Below are 17,684 nucleotides of genomic sequence, written 5' to 3'. Positions count from 1 at the left end.
GATGTGTCGACCGTCTCTCGCCACACCCGAAGGCGCCCCTACGAAGCCGCCTCGTCGGGAGCCGTGCCCGGGCCCGCTTCCGCACGCTCCAGCGCCTCGATGTAGCGCGAGAGCCGGTCGCGGGTGTCCGTGAGGCATCCGACCCTCTCCGTCATCCGGTCGCGCTCGCGCTCGAGCATGGCCCGCAACTGAGGGTCTGGATCGGCCACCACGATCTCTTGCGGCTGGTTGAGACAGGGCAGCATGTCGCCGATGATCCTCGTCGGGATCCCCGCATCGAGAAGCCCTCGAATCTTGAGGACCCGATCGACGAGGCGCTCGTCGTAGACCCGGTAGCCGTTGTCGAGCCGACGCGGGGTGATCAGCCCCTGCTCCTCGTAGTACCGCAGCATCCGAGCGGGAACCTGCGTCCTCTCGGACAGCTCGCCGATCCTCATGTCGCCTCACTTGGCGTGTCGAACTTGGTACTGACACCCGCAGACTGCCCGCCTTGGCAGCCACGGGCATCACTCCGGCAACCGCCGAGCGTACTGGTGACGCTACGCCGAAGAGATGCCGCCGGTTGCTCCGGAGGCGGCGACGCCCCCCTCCCCGTCCACCCACCGAGACGGAACTTGACCAGCGGGCGTCGACGCGAGAGATTTTCCTAGTAATCCAGTAGGAATTGTAGGCAAGGAGGGAGACGACCCGTGCAAGCACTCGCCGCCCTCCCCGCGAACGGCGGATCCGGATTCGGATTCGGCACACTGCTCGTCGCCCGTCGACACGTCGACCTCTGCCGGTACGCCAGCTCCTGCTGTCGGCGCTGACGCCGCTCCTTGCGCGCCGTATCCCGGCGCTCCCCCCTCCCCGCCCGCGCGCCCGCGCCGACCGTCCGGTCCGCCCCTCCGCACCCGGCTCCTCGCCGTGGCGTTGGCACACCCGGACGGTCCGACCGTCGCACGCTCTCGTACTCCGTGAGGTCTTCACTCCGCCATGTCCACACTCACCTTCCACTGGTTCCTGCCCACCACCGGCGACAGCCGCCATGTCGTCGGCGGCGGTCACGGCTCGACTCCCGGTACCGCCGGAGGCGACCGCCCGGCGTCCGTGGAGTACCTGGGCCAGATCGCCCGCACGGCCGAACAGCTGGGTTTCGAGGGGGCGTTGACGCCCACCGGCGCCTGGTGCGAGGACGCGTGGCTGACCACGGCGATGCTGACGCAGGTCACCGAGCGGCTGAAGTTCCTCGTCGCCTTCCGGCCCGGCCAGATCTCCCCCACGCTCTCCGCCCAGATGGCCGCCACGTATCAACGGCAGTCCCACGGACGCCTGTTGCTGAACGTGGTGACCGGCGGCGAGAGCGCCGAACAGCGCGCCTACGGAGACTTCCTCGACAAGGACCAGCGGTACGCACGGACCGGTGAGTTCCTCGACATCGTGCGCCGCCTGTGGGACGGGCAGACGGTCGACCATCACGGCGAGCACCTGCGCGTGGAGGGCGCCCGCCTGAGCCGGCTGCCCGACCCGGTGCCCAGCGTCTACTTCGGCGGTTCCTCCCCCGCGGCCCTCGACGTCGCAGCCCGGCACACCGACACGTACCTGACCTGGGGCGAGCCGCCGCAGGCCGTCGCCGAGAAGATCGCCGAGGTCCGCAGGCGGGCCGAACTCCTCGGCCGCACCGTCCGGTTCGGCATCCGGCTGCACGTCATCGCCCGCGACACCGCCGCGCAGGCCTGGGCGGAGGCCGAGCGGCTGCTGCAGGGCATGGACCCGGAGCGCGTCGCCGCCGTTCAGCGCGGCCTCGCGACCTCCGAGTCCGAGGGCCAGAAGCGGATGCGCGCGCTGCACTCCAGCGGCACCAGCTCCGACCTGGAGATCTACCCCAACCTGTGGGCCGGTGTCGGCCTGGTGCGCGGCGGCGCCGGCACTGCTCTGGTCGGCAGCCACGAGGAGGTCGCCGACCGCATCGAGGAGTACCACCGGCTGGGAATCGACGAGTTCGTCCTCTCGGGTGTGCCGCACCTGGAGGAGGCGTACTGGTTCGGCGAGGGCGTCCTTCCGCTCCTTGAGCGCCGCGGGCTGTGGAGCCACCCGGCCGCACCGACGCCCGTCGAGCCCGGCACCGTCGCGTTCGCGGGTGTGTGAGTACGGACATGAACACCCAACTCACGGACACCCAGGACACGGATACGCAGACGGGCACGGATACGCAGACGGGCACGGCCACGGACGGCGGCGCGAGGGCCGGACGCAAGCTGCGGACCGTCGTCCTGTCCAGCCTGCTGGGCACCACCGTCGAGTGGTACGACTTCTTCCTCTACAGCACGGCAGCGAGCCTCGTCTTCGGGAAACTGTTCTTCCCGGAGACGAACGGCACGGTCGGCACCATGCTCGCCTTCGCCACCTTCGCGGTGGGCTTCGTCGCCCGTCCGCTGGGCGGCCTGCTCTTCGGACACATCGGCGACCGCGTGGGCCGCAAGCGCACCCTCGCGTTCACCATGGGATTGATGGGCGTCTCGACCGCGCTGATCGGCCTCCTGCCCACCTACGAACAGGTGGGCGCGCTCGCCCCGATACTGCTGCTGGTCCTGCGCGTCGCACAGGGCGTGGCGCTCGGTGGCGAGTGGGCCGGGGCCGTTCTGCTGGCCGTGGAGCACGGGCCGGAGGGCCGCAAGGGCCGGTTCGGCAGCTATCCGCAGATCGGCCTGGCGCTCGGACTCGCCCTGGGCACAGGCGTGTTCGCGCTCCTGAGCAACGTACTGAGCGACGAGGCGTTCCTCGGCTACGGGTGGCGGGTCGCGTTCCTGGCCAGCCTGGTCCTGGTGGCCGTCGGCCTGACCGTACGGCTGAAGATCGACGAGACACCGGCCTTCCGCGCCGTGCTCGACCGGACGACGGAGCCACGGGCCGTACCCCTGGTGGAGGTGGTGCGCGATCGACTGACGCGCCGTCACCTGCTGCTCGGCATGGTGGCCCGCTGGGGCGAGGGCGTGGCCTTCAACACCTGGGGCGTCTTCGCGCTGACGTACGCGACAGGGACGCTGGAACTGCCGCGTACGCCAGTGTTGTTGACGGTGACCGGCGCGTCGCTGGTGATGGCGGCGCTCGTCCCGGTGTCGGGACGCCTTGTGGACCGGTTCGGCGCTCGGCGCACCTATCTGACGGGCATGGCCGCGTTCGGTGTGTGCGTCTTCCCCGCCTTCCTGCTGTTCCGGACCGGCGGCCTCCTGGGCTTCGCCGTGGCGCTCGTGCTCGCGCTGGGTATCGTGCACGCCTGCTTCTACGGGGCGCAGGGCACGCTGTTCGCGGCGCTGTTCCCGGTGCACGTGCGCTATACGGGGATGTCTGCCGTCTACCAGGTCTCCGGCATCTTCGCGTCCGGCATCACACCGCTGCTGGTCACCGCCTTCCTCGCCATCGGAGGCGGCACCCCGTGGCTGGCGTGCGGGTACCTCGTCCTCTCCGCGGTGGGCAGCGTGTGGGCGACGTCCCGGATCCGCGAGGAGGAGCTGTTCGTGGGAACCGGCCGGGCTGCTGCCGCGCGGGCGGGTGAGCCCGTAGCCGCGTAGCCGCGTGGAGCGAGGGCGGCGGGGCCCGCCGGGCCGACCCGCCGAGGAGTGACTCGCGCGCGGCCGCCCCCTCCCTCACTATGGTCAGCGGGAGACCGACAGTTGCCTGCCGACTCCAGGGAGATGTTCTCGCCATGCCCCTCGCGGACGCGTTCGTGGACCACCTGGACCCGGAACTGTGCGTCGTCACCGCCGAGGCCGACGGCGAGCGAGCCGGCTGCCTCGTCGGCTTCGCCTCGCAGTGCTCGATCCGCCCCGTCCGCTACGTCGTGTGGCTCTCAAAGGCCAACCGGACGTACGGCATCGCCAAGAACGCCGACCACCTCGCCGTACACCTGCTGGGACGTGAACAGCACGCCCTGGCCCGGCTGTTCGGCGGCGAGAGCGGCGACGACGTGGACAAGTTCGCGACGGTCGACCGGACCCGCGGCCCGCACGGCACCGTGGTACTCACAGCGGCCCGGGCCTGGCTCGTGGGCCGCGTGGTGACACACCTCGACGGCGGCGACCACGTGGGGTTCGTCCTCGCCCCGGAGGCCGCGGGCACCGGCAGCGCGCCCGAACGGCAGCCGTTCAGGCTCTCCGACGCCGAGGGAATCACCCCGGGCCACCCGGTCGACTGAAGACACCTACCCCTGTGGACACAACACGGTGATTCCCGAGCGGCGGGCCGCGTCCTCGGCGAACAGCAGGGGTACGGCTTCGTCCATCCCGACCGTGTGCGTCACGAGATCGGCCGGCCGCAGCACGCCACGCTCGACCAGGTCGAGGAGTTCCGGGTAGTGGCGTGCCGCCATGCCATGGCTGCCGAGGACATCGAGCTCCCAGGCCAGCACGCGGTCCAACGGAACCGCAGGAGGCGGCCCCGACAGGAGCCCGATCTGCACATGGCGTCCGCGCCTGCGCAGCGACCGGATACCCGTGTCGATCACCTCGGCCGCCCCGACCGCGTCCACGGCGACGTGGGCTCCCCCGCCGGTGAGTTCCACGATCTCGGGGACTGTGCCGTCCGAGACGTTCAGTACGTGGACCGCACCGGCCTTGGCCGCGAGCGCCAGCGCATCGGCGGAGCGGTCGATCGCGATCGGCCGCGCGCCGAGCGCGGCGGCGATCATGATGGCGCTCAGTCCGACTCCCCCGGCCCCGAAGACCGCCACCCACTCGCCGGCCCGAACCCGCCCACGCGCGGACACGGCACGGTAGGCCGTGGCGAACCGGCAACCGAGGCCGGCGGCCGCGGCGTCCGAGACGGACGGGGGAACCGCCACCAGGTTCACGTCGGCCGCCCGCACGGCCACCAACTCGGCATGCGAACCCCAGTGGGTGAAGCCGGGCTGCGTCTGGTCGGGACACACTTGCGCGTTCCCGCCCTGGCACCACTCGCAGGTCCCGCACCCGTTGACGAAGGGAGCGGTCACACGGTCGCCCACGGACCAGTTCCGCACCCGCGCGCCGACCGCGTCGACCCGGCCGACGAACTCGTGCCCAGGGACCTGCGGCAGAGTCACCGTGTCGTCATGCCCGGCCCACGCGTGCCAGTCGCTGCGGCACAGCCCGGAAACCGCGACGCGAATCACCGCGCCGTCGTCCGGCACCCGCGGATCGGCAACCGTCTCGACGGCGACAGGCCCACCGAAGCGGTGATAACGCAATGCCTTCACTTCTCTCCTCCTCCACCGCACCGAACCACTTCGTCAGGTTGAGCACCTTGCCCGAAGACGCCCCGTCCGTCGCCTGGACGACGGACCGTCCAGATGTCACGGTATCCGCATGCCATGATCCTACTGGGCGGTAGCTTCACGCCGTGAGCCTGAAAGCAGGAGCCGGAAGCCAGGAGCCGGAAGTCGAAAGTGTCAGCCACACGTCGTCAGTTGGAGGAACCCCGTGGCCCGCGTCTTCACCGTGAGCGACAGCATCACCATCGCCGTGCCGGCGGACGCCGCCTACGCGGCCGTCAGCCGCCCCGCGGACATGGGCCGCTGGAGTCCGGAGAACCTCGGCACGACGGACGAGTCACCCGCGGAGCCGGCCGGTCTCGGCACCACGTTCGTCGGCCGCAACAAGCGCGGCGCGTTCCGGTGGACCACGCGGTGCACGGTCACCGCGGCCGAGCCGGGGAAGCGCTTCACCTTCCGCGTCCACGCGATCGGCCTCAAACGGCCGTTCCTGCGTGGCCCGATCGCCACCTGGGAGTACCGGTTCGAGCCGGCCGGTGACGGCACCCGCGTGACGGAGACCTGGACCGACGACCGGCGCGGCTGGCCGACGTTCGTCGCCAACGCCTTCGACCGTGTGGCCACGTCAGGGAAGACGTTCGCCCATTTCCAAAGGCGCAACATCGAGACGACGCTTCACAACCTCAAGCGCGCGCTGGAAGCCGAGCACGACAGCGCACCCTTCGAGCACTAGACGGACGACGAGGCATGCCGTGCCGCCAGGTAGCCGAACGTCAGGCCGGAGCCGACCTGGCAGCCCGCTCCCGGGTACTCCGAGGCCGCCATGGAGCCCGCGTCGTTGCCGCAGGCGTAGAGGCCGGGGATCGGTTCGTCGTGCGGGCCGAGGACTCGGGCCTTGACGTCGGTGCGCAGGCCGAGTGAGGTGGCGAGCGGCGTGGGGACGACGGCCAGAGCGTAGAAGGGGCCCTTCTCGATGGGGCCGAGGTTGACGTTCGGGGTGTGGGACGGGTCGCCGTACTGATGGCCGAAGGGGTGGGTGCCCTTGCCGAACTCCTCGTCGACGCCGGTGCGGGCCGCGCGGTTGGCGTCGGCGGCCGTGCGCTCCAGGCCGTCCGCGTCGACGCCGATGGACGCGGCGAGGTCACGAAGCGTGCGACCCGTGTGCAGGTAGCCGGAGATGATGTGGCGCTTGAGCCGGAAGCGCTGCGTGTGCGGGTGGATCATGCCCAGGCCGTACGTGGCGAGGGCGCGGGCGTCGGTGATCAGCCAGGCGGGGATGGCCGGCGCCGACTTGTGCGCGTCGTACATCGCGCGCACGAAGCGGTGGTACGAGACGGACTCGTCGACGAACCGGCGGCCCGCCTCGTCGACCGCCACGATGCCGGGTTTGGCGCGGTCCCAGATGTGCGGGAAGACGGCGGTGGAGCCGTCCCCGCGACGGCCGACGGAGCTGGGGAACCACAGGGCGTTGTCGTCGCGGGACGCGCTGAGTGTGCCGCCGACCGCGCGGGCGAGGGCGATCGAGTCGCCGGTGGCGCCCTCGGCGGCGCGGGTGAACTGGGCTGTGGGTGTGGGGAGATGGGCGGCGCGCAGTTCGGGGCTGGCGGAGAAGCCGCCCGCGGCGAGCACCACTCCCCTGCGCGCCGCGACGCGGACGGTGCGGCCCCGATGCGAGACGACCGCGCCGGTGACACGCCCCGTGTCGTCGGTGACGAGTTCCGTGGTGTGCGCGGTGAACCAGACGTCGCCGTCGCGGCGCAGGAGTTGGTGGTAGAGGTGGGCGACGAGGGCGTTGCCCATGGCCAGGCGGGTGCCGCGCGGCCAGCCGAAGAGACGGTCGCGAGCCCAGCGGACGCCGAGCCGCAGGGCGACCGCCAGGCCCCGCGGCGCCCCGTGGAAGAGGGTGAGCAGTTGATTGACCTCGGCGCGGCGCACCATCAACGTGCCGCGGAACAGCGCGAATTCGCGCACCGGGCGGCGGACGCGGCCGAAGCGGGTCCGGCCGAGCCTGCGGCCGTCGAAGGTACGGGGTTCCAGGGCGCGGCCGATGCCGTAGCCGGGGATCTCGGGGTGGTAGTCGACGACGCTCGCGGAGTGCCAGAAGCCGACGCCGAGGCGGCGCTCCAGGTAGTCGAGCATCTCGGGGCCGTGGGCGAGGTAGCTCTCGCGCAGGGCGCGTGGTGCGCGGTCGCCGATCAGGGTGTCGAGGTAGCCGCGGGCCGCCTCGGTGTCGGCCGCGGGGTCCGGCTGGTGGCGGTGGCCGGGGATCCAGGCGGTGCCGGCCGAGTAGGCGGTGGTGCCGCCGAGCCACTCCGTCTTCTCCAGGACGAGGGCGTCGAGGCCTTCCTGGGCGCCGACGGCCGCCGCGCCGAGCCCAGCCGCTCCGGAGCCGAGGACGAGGAGATCGACTTCGTGGTCCCAGGGGTAGGTGTGGTCGGCCATGATGCGGTCTGCCTTTCCTGATACGGCTCGGTCGACACGGAAGGTCTCCCGGGGGCTGCGGCATGGATCACGAGTGCGCTCCGACTTCCGCCGTCAGGTCGGCGAAGTCACCCAGCATGCGCGGAGTGTGCGGTTCGCATCCGGTGAACAGCCGGAAGGACTCCGCTGCTTGGTGCACCAGCATGCCGCCGCCGTGGAGCACCCGGCACCCCATGGCATGGGCGGTGGTCAGCAGCGGGGTCCACAGCGGGTGGTAGTTGACGTCGGCGACCCACAGCTGGGGGTGCAGGGAGCTCTTGGGCAGCGGGAGGCGGAGGTCGTGCTCGGTGCCGACTGGTGAGGCGTTGACGAGGCCGTCGGCACCCGCTGTGCGCGCGTCGGCCTCCTGCGCCGTGACGGTCTGGGCCCGGTCGGCGCCCGCCGCCTCGTTGAGGTTCTTGGCGAGGCCGCGGGCGCGTTCGAGGTTCGGGTCCGTGAGCCACAGCCGCTGTGCACCGAGGTCGAGCAAGGCGTAGGCGACCGCGGATCCGGCTCCGCCGGCGCCGAGTTGGACCACTTCGCCCATGGCTGCTCCAGGAAGGCCCCGCGCGAGCGCTGCCCCGAATCCGTGGACATCGGTGTTGTGGCCCACGGCTCCCGTCTCGGTGAAGACCACGGTGTTGACGGCCCCGATGCGCCGGGCCGACGGGGCCAGCCGGTTCATGTGGGGTATCGCCAGTTGTTTGTACGGGTGGGTGATGTTCAGGCCGGAGAAGCCGAGTCGGGACGCGGAGCGCAGGACGTCCTCCAGTCGCGCGTCGGCGGCGTGATCGACCGGGCCGATGTCCAGGAGCCGGTAGAGGCAGCGCATGCCGTGGCGGTGGGCTTCGCCTTCGTGCAGCGCGGGGCTGAGCGAGCGTGCGATGCCCGCGCCGACGAGGGCCAGGAGCTGTGGCTGTGCTTCCGCGACCATGGCGACTCCCCCAACCAATGTACGAACCAGTTCGTTATCTTTACCAGTTCGCAGGGCGTCGCCAGAAGTACTCGGACGTCAATTCGCCGACCGCCGCCTCACAGGCCGAGGTAGACCTCCCGTACTCGGGGATCGTGGCTGAGGGCGGCGGAACTGCCGTCCATGGCCGCCTCACCGTTCTCCATGACGATGCAGTGACTGGTGACACCGAACGTCAGCTTGGCGTTCTGCTCCACCAGCAGCAGACTCAGTCCGTCCTCACGGAGCTTGAGCAGGACGTCCAGGATGCTGCCGACGAGGATCGGCGACAGTCCCATCGAGGGCTCGTCGAGGACGAGCAGGCGCGGCTTGCTCATCAGGGCGCGGCCCATGGCGAGCATCTGCTGCTGGCCGCCGGAGAGGGCTCCGGCGAGCCGGTGGCGCATCTCCCCCAGGACGGGGAACAGCTCGTAGATCTCGTCGAGTTGTCGGTGTGTCTCCTTGTTCCAGGCCCGTGCGTAGGCACCCAGCAGGAGATTCTTGTCCACCGGAAGTCCGGGGAAGACATGCCGGCCCTCGGGTACGTAGCCGATGCCGTGGCGGACCATGTCGCGCGCCTTGGCCTTGGAGAGGTCCTCGTCCCCCAGGCTGATGCGGCCGCTGCTGCGCGGAACGAGTCCCATCAGCGCCTTCAGGGTGGAGGTCTTGCCGGCTCCGTTGGCTCCGATGATGCCGACGGACTGGCCGGGCTCGACGGTGAAGCCGATGTTGCTCACCGCGCACACACCTCCGTAGTGCACGCTGAGGTCTTCCACGGTGAGGCGGGGAGCCCGCGGGGTGTCGGTGAGGTTCACGAGGTGGCTTCCTTCGGGCGGTCCTGCGTGCTGTCCTGCTGAGGGATGCTCTCCTGGTCCAGCCGGAGTTCACTGAGTTCGGAATCGCCGAGGTAGGCCTCGATGACCTCGGGTGCGGCGACGACCTCCCTGGGTGTTCCCTCCGCGATGGTCCTGCCGCTGGACAGCACGGTGACCTTCTCGCACAGCGACATGACCAGGCCCATGTTGTGTTCGATGAGGACGACGGTGGTGCCGCCGGACCGGATGGAGCGCACGATCCCGACGAGTTGCTGGACCTCCTCGCCGTTGAGGCCCGCCGCGGGCTCGTCCAGGAGGAGCAGGCGGGGGCGGGCGGCCATGGCACGGGCGATCTCGATGCGGCGTTGGATGCCGTACGGCAGGGACGCGGGCGGCGATTCGGCGAAGTCCCCCAGGCCGTAGCGTTCGAGGATCTCGTCGGCCTCGGTGCGCAGCCGCCGTTCCTGGGCGATGACGCCCGGCTGCCACAGTGCGTAGCGCCAGATGGCGCGGGTGCGGGAGCGGTCGAGCGCGACCAGGATGTTCTCCCGGACGGTGAGCTGTCCGAACAGGCGCAGGTTCTGGAAGGTGCGGGCCATGCCGCTCAGCGACAGGGCGTAGGGGCGGGCGGTGGTGGTGTCACCTCCGGCGAATCGGACGGTGCCGGAGGTGGCGCGGTAGAAGCCGCTGATGACGTTGAACAGGGTTGTTTTTCCTGACCCGTTGGGACCGACGATGCCCCGGATCTCGCCGGCGTCCACCGTGAGCGAGACCTCGTCGAGGGCGCGCAGGCCGCGGAACTGTTTCGTGACGGCCTCCACGCGGAGCAGGCCGGGTTGCTGTGCGGAGTCCTCCACCGGTTCGTAGGGGGTGAAGGGGCGCAGTTCCGCGCGGGTGGCATCGCCGCCTCGGCGGCGCCGGTGGAGGGCGCGCAGCCGTGCCGGGATGCCCGCGAGTCCTGTGGGGGCGAAGACGACCATGAGTACGACCACGACGCCGTATCCCAGCTGGGCGTAGGTGGAGAAGTCGGAGAGCCATTCCCGTACGAGGGTGAGGCCGATGGCACCGATGACGCAGCCGACCAGGGAGCGGCGGCCGCCGATGACGACCATGGCGAGCAGGATGAACATGTTGCTGATGGAGAACGTCTCGGGTGCCACGTAGCGGATCAGGCCGCCGTAGAGGATGCCGGCCAGGCCGCCGTAGAAGCTGGCGAGCAGGAACGCCGTCATCCGCAGCAGCGGGATCTCGGCGCCCATCGCGCCCGCGGCGAGGGAGTCGTCGCGCATGGCACGCAACCGGCGGCCCAGAGACGTATGCACGACGAAGAGGCCGAAGGCGAGGCCGACGGCGAAGACGAAGGCCTCCAGGTAGTAGTAGAGGTACTCGCTGGACAGGTCGATGCCCGGCAGGGTGGGCACGGGGATGCCCGAGATGCCGTCGGCGCCGCCCGTGATGTGCGCGTTGGTGATCCAGTTGATGAAGCCCAGGGCGAGGCCGAGGGTGACGATCCCGAGGTAGTGGGACTGCATGCGCAGGGCGGGGATGCCGACGAACAGGCCGATGGCGACGGTGGCCAGGAGCGCGAGGACGGCGGCTGCCCAGAAGCCGTACCCGGAGTGGGTGGTGAGGATGGCGACGCCGTAGGCGCCGACGCCGAAGAAGGCGACCTGGGCGAGGTTGATCTGGCCGGAGATGCCCATGGCCAGACCCATGCCGATGGCCAACAGGGCGTAGATCAGGGCGATGTTGACGACGTGGATGGTGTATCCGCCCAGGCCGTACGGCAGGGCCCAGGCCGCGACGGCGATCGCGCCGATCACGGGGATTCGTGTCCTCATGCGGGTCTTCATGCCTGACTTCACGTGCGTCTTCATGCGGGTCTTCATGCGCGGCTGACCGTCCTTTCGCCGAAGACTCCGGTGGGCCGGATCATGATGGCCACGGTGAACACGAGGAAGGTCACGAGGACCGAGTAGCCCTGGAAGTGGCCGGAGGCGTAGGAGTCGAGGACTCCGATGGCGACGCCGCCGACGACGGCGCCGTTGATGGAGCCGAATCCGCCGAGCATGGCGGCGGCGAAGCCCTTGATGCCGAGGGCGCCGCCCAGCGAGGCGTCGACGTAGAGCATGGGGCCGACGAGGCCGCCGGCCAGGGCGGCGAGCCCCGCGCCGATGGAGAAGGCGAGCGCGTTGCTGCGGCCGACGTCGATGCCGACCGCGGTGGCGGCCTCGTGGTCCATGGCGGCGGCCTGCATGGCGGCGCCGCGCTTGGTGCGCGCGAGGAAGAAGCCCAGGGCGACGACGGCGAGCGCGGCCACGGCCATGACCAGGAGGTCGTAGGTGCGCACCCGGATGCCGAGGATGTCCAGCGGCGCGGAGCGCAGGGGCGAGGGGACGGCGCGTCCCGTGGTGCCCCAGATGATGATGGCCACGGCCTGGAGGACGATGCCGAAGCCGATGGTGCCGATCAGCATCAGGTCGAAGTCCTTGTTCTCCAGCGGGCGCAGCACCCGCTCGATGACCAGGCCGATGGCACCGGTGATCACGATGGAGACCACCATGGCGACACCGAAGGGGAGCCGGTAGCTCAGGTAGAAGGTGGAGGCGGTGTACGCCCCGATCATGGCGATGTCGGCGTGGGCGAAGTTGACCAGGCCCATGGTCCGGTAGACGAGCGAGAAGCCCATGGCCACCAGGGCGTAGACCGCGCCCAGGCTCAGGCCGCTGACGAGGGTCTGGAAGGTGTCCTGCACGGTGGCCTCACTTCTGGGCGACGAGCTTGCCGTCGCGGATGACGCCGATGTCGGTCCGGGTGATGCCGACGCCGTCCTCGCCGAAGCGGAACTGGCCGAGGAGGCCGTCGTGCTCGGTGGACCTGATGGCCTCGGCGAGCTTCGCGCCGGTGGCCTCGTCGCTGTTCTTCAGGGCGGTCAGGACGATGTTGGTGCCGTCGTAGGCCTTGGCCCCGTGGAGTTCGGCCGTCTCGCCGTAGGCGGTCTTGTATGCGGCGGCGAACTTCTTGGACGCGGCGCTCTTGTCGTTGCTGAGGTACGGCGAGCTGACGAAGGTCCCCTCGGCGGCCTTCTTTCCGGCCGTGTCGATGAAGACCGGTGTGCCCTGCGGGGCCGCGCCGGCGAACGGGGCGTCGATGCCCAGGTCGCGGGCCTGCTTGACGATGAGTCCCGCCTCCACCTCCTCCGATCCGATGAAGACCACCTGTGGCTTCGCGGCGCGAATCTTGGTGAGGGCCGCGCTGAAGTCCTTCTGGTCGGTGGTCACCACCTGGTCGGAGACGGGGCTGACGCCCAGGTCCTTGATGGCCTTGGCGAACGCGTCGTGCTCGCCCTTGCCGAACGAGCCGTTGTTGGAGATCATCGCGATCTTCTTGAGGCCCTTGTCCTTGACCAGATACTTCGCGAGCGTGCTGTCGTAGGTCGTGCTGGTGGGGCCGTTCAGGAACAGGAAGGGACTCTTCTGGCCGACGAGGGCGTCGGCCTGGCCCGATGTGATGTTGGGGATCTTCGACTGCTTGAGGACCGGCGCCATGGCGATCGTCACGGCGCTCTCCGCGGTCCCGATCATGGCGATGTACTTGCCGTCGGCTATCTTGCGGGCGAGGTTGGTGCCGGTGGTGGGGTCGCCCTGTGAGTCGAAGGACTTCATCTGGATCTTGCGGCCGTTGACGCCGCCCTTCTTGTTCCACTCGTCGATGGCGAGCTTGGCGCCCTTGTACTCCCACTCCCCCAGCGACGAGAGCTGTCCGCTGCGGGCGTCCACGACGGCGATCTTGATGGGTCCCGATGCGGATCCCGCCTTGTCGTCCGATTCGCCGGGGGCGCTGCAGGCGGTCACCGCGGCCGTCAGGGCGAGGGCCCCGACGAGCAGCGGGCGGGAGGCTGTTGGCCGGGTCGAGCGATTCATGCGTGGTCACCTCGTGACGGACGATGGGGAGGAGCAGGAGGGGGTGGGCTCCGGTCAGAGCGTGTCGGTCGGGAAGCGGCCGGCGTAGATGTCCTTGATGTTCCAGTGACCCGGCGTGGGGACCGGTTCGTTGACCATGGGCACGTCGAGCACGGCGGGGCGGCGGCGCTCGATGGCGTCCTCGAGTGCCTTGCGCAGGTCCGAGGGGGTGGTCACGGCGTAGCCGTCGGCGCCGCACGACTGTCCGTACTGGGCGAAGTCGGGGCTGTAGGGCTGTCCTTGGGCGTCGGTGAACTCGCATCCGTAGGAGCGTCCGAAGGCCGATGCCTGGAGGTCGGCGATGGTGCCGTGGGCGCGGTTGTTCATGACGACGAAGACGACGGGTGCACCCTGTTCAACTGCCATGGGTACGGCGGGTAGTTGGGCGCTCATGCCGCCGTCGCCGATGAGCGCGACGACGACCTTGTCCGGCTCGGCGATCTGTACGCCGACGGCGGCGGCCGGTCCGAAGCCCATGGTGGAGGCGCCGCCGGGCGTGATGAAGCGGCCCGCTGCCGGGAGTTCGTAGCACTGGGCTACGCCGTTCTTGTTCCAGCCGACGTCGGTGACGAGGATCGCGTCGTCGGGCAGTGTCTCGCGCAGGTCGGTGAGGATGCGCTGGGGACGCAGTGGGAAGTTGTCGCTGCGTCCCGCGGCCTTGGCGGTGTCGAAGACGTGGCTGCGGGCGGCGGCGATGGCCGCGCGCAGTCCCGGGCGGGTGACGGGCTTGTCCTGGCGTGCGCGGACGGCGGCGGCGATGGCTTCGAGGGCGAGGGTCACGTCGGCGACGGCGCCGATGTGCACGGGGTAGTTACGGCCGATCTCGGCGGGGTCGATATCGATCTGGATCAGCTTGCTGGGCGGGAAGTTCCAGGTGTGCACGGAGTCCCAGGAGCTGGCGTCGGTCTCGGCGAAGCGCGTGGCCAGGGCGAGCACCACGTCGGCGCCCTTGGTGTGTTCGTGGGTGGTCTCCAGGCCCCAGAAGCCGGGCATGCCGAGGAGCAGCGGGTGCTGGTCGGCGATGACACCCTTGGCCATCAGGGAGTGTGCAAGGGGGATGTCGAGGTGTTCGGCGAGGTCGAGGAGGGCGGTGCGGGCCCGCGGGGCGCGCAGTCCGCCGCCGAAGTAGACGAGGGGCCGCTCGGCGCCCAGGAGTTCCTCGGCGATGCGGTCGGCGGTCGTCTCGTCCAGGCCGGTCGCTCCCAGGTGGCCGGGGAGCGGGTGGCTGTTGTCGCACGGGGCGACCGGCCGGTTGAGCAGGTCCATGGGGATGTTGACCAGGACCGTGCCGGGCCGGCCGCTGGTCGCCGTCCAGAACGCGCGCTCCGTGACGCGGGGCAGGTCCTGGGCACGCTGCACCCGCCAGGTCCGCTTGGAGAAGGGCTGATAGATCGCGCTCTGGTCGGCATCGGCGTGGAGGTTGACCTCTTGGTGCGGGTGCCGTCCGCTGTAGTACGTGGGGACGTCACCGGTGATGACGATGAGGGGCATGGAGTCGAGGGCTGCGGTGGCGACCCCGGTGACGGCGTTCATCATGCCGGGCCCCACGTGGGTGAGCAGGACGCCCGGACGCCCTGTGGCACGGGCGTAGCCGTCCGCGGCGTGGGCGGCGGCCTGCTCGTGGCGGGCGATGACGAACCGGATCGGGCTGGGGCCGAGCGCGTCCAGGAGGGCGATGTTGGTGTGTCCGCAGGTGCCGAAGACGTACTCGACGCCATACGACTGGAGTTGGGCGACGAGGGCCTCGGCGGCGGTGACGGTGGTCACGGGTGTCACGAGTTCTCCTTGGGCAGCGTGCGCTCGGCACCCCAGACGGACAGGCCGCGCAGCATGAGGGTCTTGACGACGGTGTAGTCGTCGATGAGCCAGCGGGGTGCCTCACGGCCGAAGCCGGAGTCCTTGACCCCGCCGAACGGGATGTGGTCGAGGCGGTAGTTGGAGGAGCCGTTGACGATCAGTCCGCCGACCTGGAGGCGCCGCCAGGCGGTGATGATGCGGGTGATGTCGTGGGTGAACAGGCCGGCCTGGAGTCCGTAGCGGCTGGCGTTGCAGGCGTCGATGACGGTGTCGAAGTCGTCGTAGGGGATGACGGCGACCAGGGCGCCGAACACTTCGTGGACGACGACGGAGGCGTGGGCGGGCGGGTCGGCGACGATGGTGGGCGCGGCGGTGGCGCCGTCCCGGGTGCCGCCCCTGATGACTCGGGCGCCGAGTGTCTCGGCCTCCTTCGCCCAGCGCACGACGCGTTCGGCGGCGTCCTCGTCGACCATGGCGCCGATGTCGGTGGTGTCCTCCAGGGGGTCGCCGACGACGAGGGCGTCGACGGCGGCGGTGAAGGCGTCGAGGAACGTGTCGAAATGGCTGCGGTGTACGTAGACGCGCTGGACGGAGATGCAGCTCTGGCCGCTGTTGCTGTAGCCGTTCTTGGCGCACAGGGCCGCGGCGGCCTCGATGTCGGCGTCGTCGCAGACGACGGTGGCGGCGTTGCCGCCGAGTTCGAGTGCGAGGCGTTTGGCGCCGGCCGCCCTGGCCACGGCGTTGCCGGTGGCCGCGCTGCCGGTGAAGCTGATGACACTCACCTCGTCGGCTCCGCACAGGGTTGCGCCCACTTCGCCGCCGCCGTGCAGGAGTTGGACCGCCTGGTGGGGCATGCCGCTCTCCAACAGGACGGAAACGACGGCGGCGGAGGTGGCGGGTGCCTGCGGCGGTGACTTGACGAGGGTGGTGTTGCCCGCGGCGAAGGAGGCGCCCAGCTTGTGGGCGAGCAGGTTCGCGGGCGCGTTGAACGGGGTGATGGCAAGCGCGACGCCCGCGGGGGCGCGGTAGGTGAGTGCGGTGTTGTTCACGCCGATGTCCCACCCGGCGACCGGCAGGTTCTCGCCGTCGATGCGGCGGGCCTCGGCGGCGCAGACGGCGAAGGTGGAGGCGACGCGGTCGATCTCGGTGCGGCTGTCCTTGAGGGGCTTGCCGAGTTCCAGGGCGAGCAGGCGGGCGAGCCGGTCACGGTGGGCGGTGGCCGTGCGTGAGGCGGTCTCAAGGATCTCCGCGCGGGCCGCGGGGGCGAGTTGGGCGACCTGTCCGGCACGGTCACCCGCGTAGCGCAGGGCGGTGGCGATGTCGGACGCGGTGGCGGTGGGTGCGCGGCTGACGGTGCGTCTGAGGTACGGGCCGATGCGTTCCATGGGCGGGCCTTCGCCGCCCCAGGTGCCGGATACGAAGGACAGGGCATCGATGACGTCGGCCGCGTCCGCTGACTTGAGGATGTCTTGCAGCATCACGTCTCCAGAAAAAACCATCTAGCGGTTTCCGTGGACTGCTCTGTGGACTGGCGTGTAACGTACGGGCGCCAACAGGCCGTGGCAATAGCTCGGCGCCAGGAAGTTCAGAACCGTGATTTCCCCGCAGCGCAACGCTGGTGGAAGCTGTCGCATCAGTGCCGTGGCCGACCGGGCGAGCGGCCGGCCGGAGTTTCCGGAGGAGAGAAGATGGATGCGGAGCAAGGTCAGGGCGGCGGTGTACGCAGTGTGCGTCGCGCTCTGGACATCCTGTCGCTGCTGACTGAGGATCGGCCCACTGTCCCGCTGAGGGACATGGTCGAGGCCACCGGTCTGCCCAAGACGACTGTGGTGCGCCTCGTGCAGACCCTGGAGCAGTACGGGCTGCTGTGGGCGACACCCGGCGGTTACGCGGCGGGTCCCGGCCTCTGGCGCTGGGCCCATCTGGCCCACACCAGCTGGGAGTTGCCCCCGGACACCCAGAAGATGCTGCGGGAGCTGTCGGACCGTCGCGGTGAGACGGCGAACCTGATGATCCGCCGTGACATCCACCGGGTGTGCGTCGCCCAGCAGGAGAGCCCGCAACCGCTGCGGCATGTGGTGCGGGTGGGCGACGAACTGCCGTTGTGGGCGGGTGCCTCGTCGAAGGTGCTGCTCATCGGCGCCACCGACGGCCTGCTGCAACGGGTAGCGGCGGCCTCACCGCACGGCACGGCCCACGCGGAGCAGCTGCGCCTGTGGGAACGGGACGCCACTCGGCTCGGCTACGCGTCCAGCCACGGCGAGCGCGATGTCGGCCTGACCGCCGTCGCCGTCCCCATCCGCTCCCAGTCGGGGATGGTCGTCGCCTCGCTCTCCCTCAGCGGGCCCAGCGCACGGATCTCCGACGCGGCGATCGACGAGTTCGCCCAGGACCTCCTGGAGGTCGCCGCGCGGATCACGTCCCAGGGCTTCTCACATCCCCTGGGGCCGCGCCCTTAACCATCACGCGCC

Annotated in this window: 16 protein-coding genes; 6 read left to right on the top strand and 10 right to left on the bottom strand. The window is 70.3% G+C overall.

The window, feature by feature from the left end; genetic code table 11:
- Window positions 1-38: 38 nt before the first annotated feature.
- Window positions 39-437, bottom strand: coding sequence for a MerR family transcriptional regulator (locus tag ACIRHA_RS05590; RefSeq protein ID WP_403840189.1), 399 nt, complete (start codon window positions 435-437; stop codon window positions 39-41).
- A 252-nt stretch (window positions 438-689) separates the two neighbouring features.
- Between ACIRHA_RS05590 and ACIRHA_RS05585 the strand changes: the two genes are divergently transcribed.
- The 4 genes from ACIRHA_RS05585 (at window position 690) to ACIRHA_RS05570 (ending at window position 4,174) form a co-directional block, all read left to right on the top strand.
- Complete coding sequence (locus ACIRHA_RS05585; RefSeq protein WP_403840186.1) at window positions 690-809, top strand: putative leader peptide; 120 nt, start codon at window positions 690-692, stop codon at window positions 807-809.
- Window positions 810-975: 166 nt separating this feature from the next.
- A complete protein-coding gene (locus tag ACIRHA_RS05580) occupies window positions 976-2,127 on the top strand; it encodes an LLM class flavin-dependent oxidoreductase (RefSeq protein WP_403840184.1) in 1,152 nt (383 codons plus the stop codon).
- Window positions 2,128-2,135: 8 nt separating this feature from the next.
- Entirely contained in the window at window positions 2,136-3,551 is a 1,416-nt protein-coding gene (locus ACIRHA_RS05575) for an MFS transporter (RefSeq protein ID WP_403840182.1), read from the top strand.
- 134 nt (window positions 3,552-3,685) lie between these two features.
- Window positions 3,686-4,174, top strand: coding sequence for a flavin reductase family protein (locus tag ACIRHA_RS05570; protein ID WP_403840180.1), 489 nt, complete (start codon window positions 3,686-3,688; stop codon window positions 4,172-4,174).
- Window positions 4,175-4,180: 6 nt separating this feature from the next.
- On the opposite strand, the gene ACIRHA_RS05565 is transcribed toward ACIRHA_RS05570, so the two are convergent.
- Window positions 4,181-5,212 carry a zinc-binding dehydrogenase gene (locus tag ACIRHA_RS05565; RefSeq protein WP_403840177.1) on the bottom strand — a complete coding sequence of 344 codons (1,032 nt, stop codon included), beginning with the start codon at window positions 5,210-5,212 and terminating at the stop codon, window positions 4,181-4,183.
- A 223-nt stretch (window positions 5,213-5,435) separates the two neighbouring features.
- Here ACIRHA_RS05565 and ACIRHA_RS05560 point away from each other — a divergent pair, with 223 nt between their 5' ends.
- Window positions 5,436-5,960, top strand: a complete 525-nt coding sequence (locus ACIRHA_RS05560; RefSeq protein WP_403840175.1) for an SRPBCC family protein — start codon at window positions 5,436-5,438, stop codon at window positions 5,958-5,960.
- Here the strand turns inward: ACIRHA_RS05560 and ACIRHA_RS05555 are convergent.
- From ACIRHA_RS05555 to ACIRHA_RS05520, 8 genes are all read right to left on the bottom strand, one after another.
- Window positions 5,957-7,669 (bottom strand): FAD-binding protein, encoded by a 1,713-nt coding sequence (locus tag ACIRHA_RS05555; RefSeq protein ID WP_403840172.1) that lies wholly within the window; start codon window positions 7,667-7,669, stop codon window positions 5,957-5,959. The genes ACIRHA_RS05560 and ACIRHA_RS05555 overlap by 4 nt on opposite strands.
- 67 nt (window positions 7,670-7,736) lie before the next feature.
- Window positions 7,737-8,621, bottom strand: coding sequence for a shikimate dehydrogenase (locus tag ACIRHA_RS05550; protein ID WP_403840169.1), 885 nt, complete (start codon window positions 8,619-8,621; stop codon window positions 7,737-7,739).
- 98 nt (window positions 8,622-8,719) lie between these two features.
- Window positions 8,720-9,454: an ABC transporter ATP-binding protein gene (locus ACIRHA_RS05545; RefSeq protein ID WP_403840167.1), complete on the bottom strand. Its 735-nt coding sequence runs from the start codon at window positions 9,452-9,454 to the stop codon at window positions 8,720-8,722.
- A complete protein-coding gene (locus ACIRHA_RS05540) occupies window positions 9,451-11,295 on the bottom strand; it encodes an ATP-binding cassette domain-containing protein (RefSeq protein ID WP_403840164.1) in 1,845 nt (614 codons plus the stop codon). The genes ACIRHA_RS05545 and ACIRHA_RS05540 overlap by 4 nt, the downstream gene beginning before the upstream one ends.
- A 44-nt stretch (window positions 11,296-11,339) precedes the next feature.
- The gene (locus tag ACIRHA_RS05535) at window positions 11,340-12,209 is read right to left on the bottom strand and encodes a branched-chain amino acid ABC transporter permease (RefSeq protein ID WP_403840162.1); all 870 of its coding nucleotides are present in this window, start codon (window positions 12,207-12,209) and stop codon (window positions 11,340-11,342) included.
- A gap of 7 nt (window positions 12,210-12,216) precedes the next feature.
- Window positions 12,217-13,377: an ABC transporter substrate-binding protein gene (locus ACIRHA_RS05530; RefSeq protein ID WP_403840159.1), complete on the bottom strand. Its 1,161-nt coding sequence runs from the start codon at window positions 13,375-13,377 to the stop codon at window positions 12,217-12,219.
- A 54-nt stretch (window positions 13,378-13,431) separates the two neighbouring features.
- Window positions 13,432-15,192: a thiamine pyrophosphate-binding protein gene (locus tag ACIRHA_RS05525; protein ID WP_403840157.1), complete on the bottom strand. Its 1,761-nt coding sequence runs from the start codon at window positions 15,190-15,192 to the stop codon at window positions 13,432-13,434.
- Complete coding sequence (locus ACIRHA_RS05520; protein WP_403840155.1) at window positions 15,189-16,691, bottom strand: aldehyde dehydrogenase family protein; 1,503 nt, start codon at window positions 16,689-16,691, stop codon at window positions 15,189-15,191. Before ACIRHA_RS05520 ends, ACIRHA_RS05525 begins: the two co-directional genes overlap by 4 nt.
- A gap of 210 nt (window positions 16,692-16,901) precedes the next feature.
- On the opposite strand from ACIRHA_RS05520, the gene ACIRHA_RS05515 reads away from it, so the two are divergent.
- Window positions 16,902-17,672, top strand: a complete 771-nt coding sequence (locus tag ACIRHA_RS05515) for an IclR family transcriptional regulator (RefSeq protein ID WP_403840152.1) — start codon at window positions 16,902-16,904, stop codon at window positions 17,670-17,672.
- Window positions 17,673-17,684 lie beyond the last annotated feature (12 nt).

The organism is Streptomyces sp. NPDC102360 (genome assembly GCF_044766085.1).
GTDB lineage: Bacteria > Actinomycetota > Actinomycetes > Streptomycetales > Streptomycetaceae > Streptomyces.
This window is presented reverse-complemented; position numbering and strand designations above follow the sequence as displayed.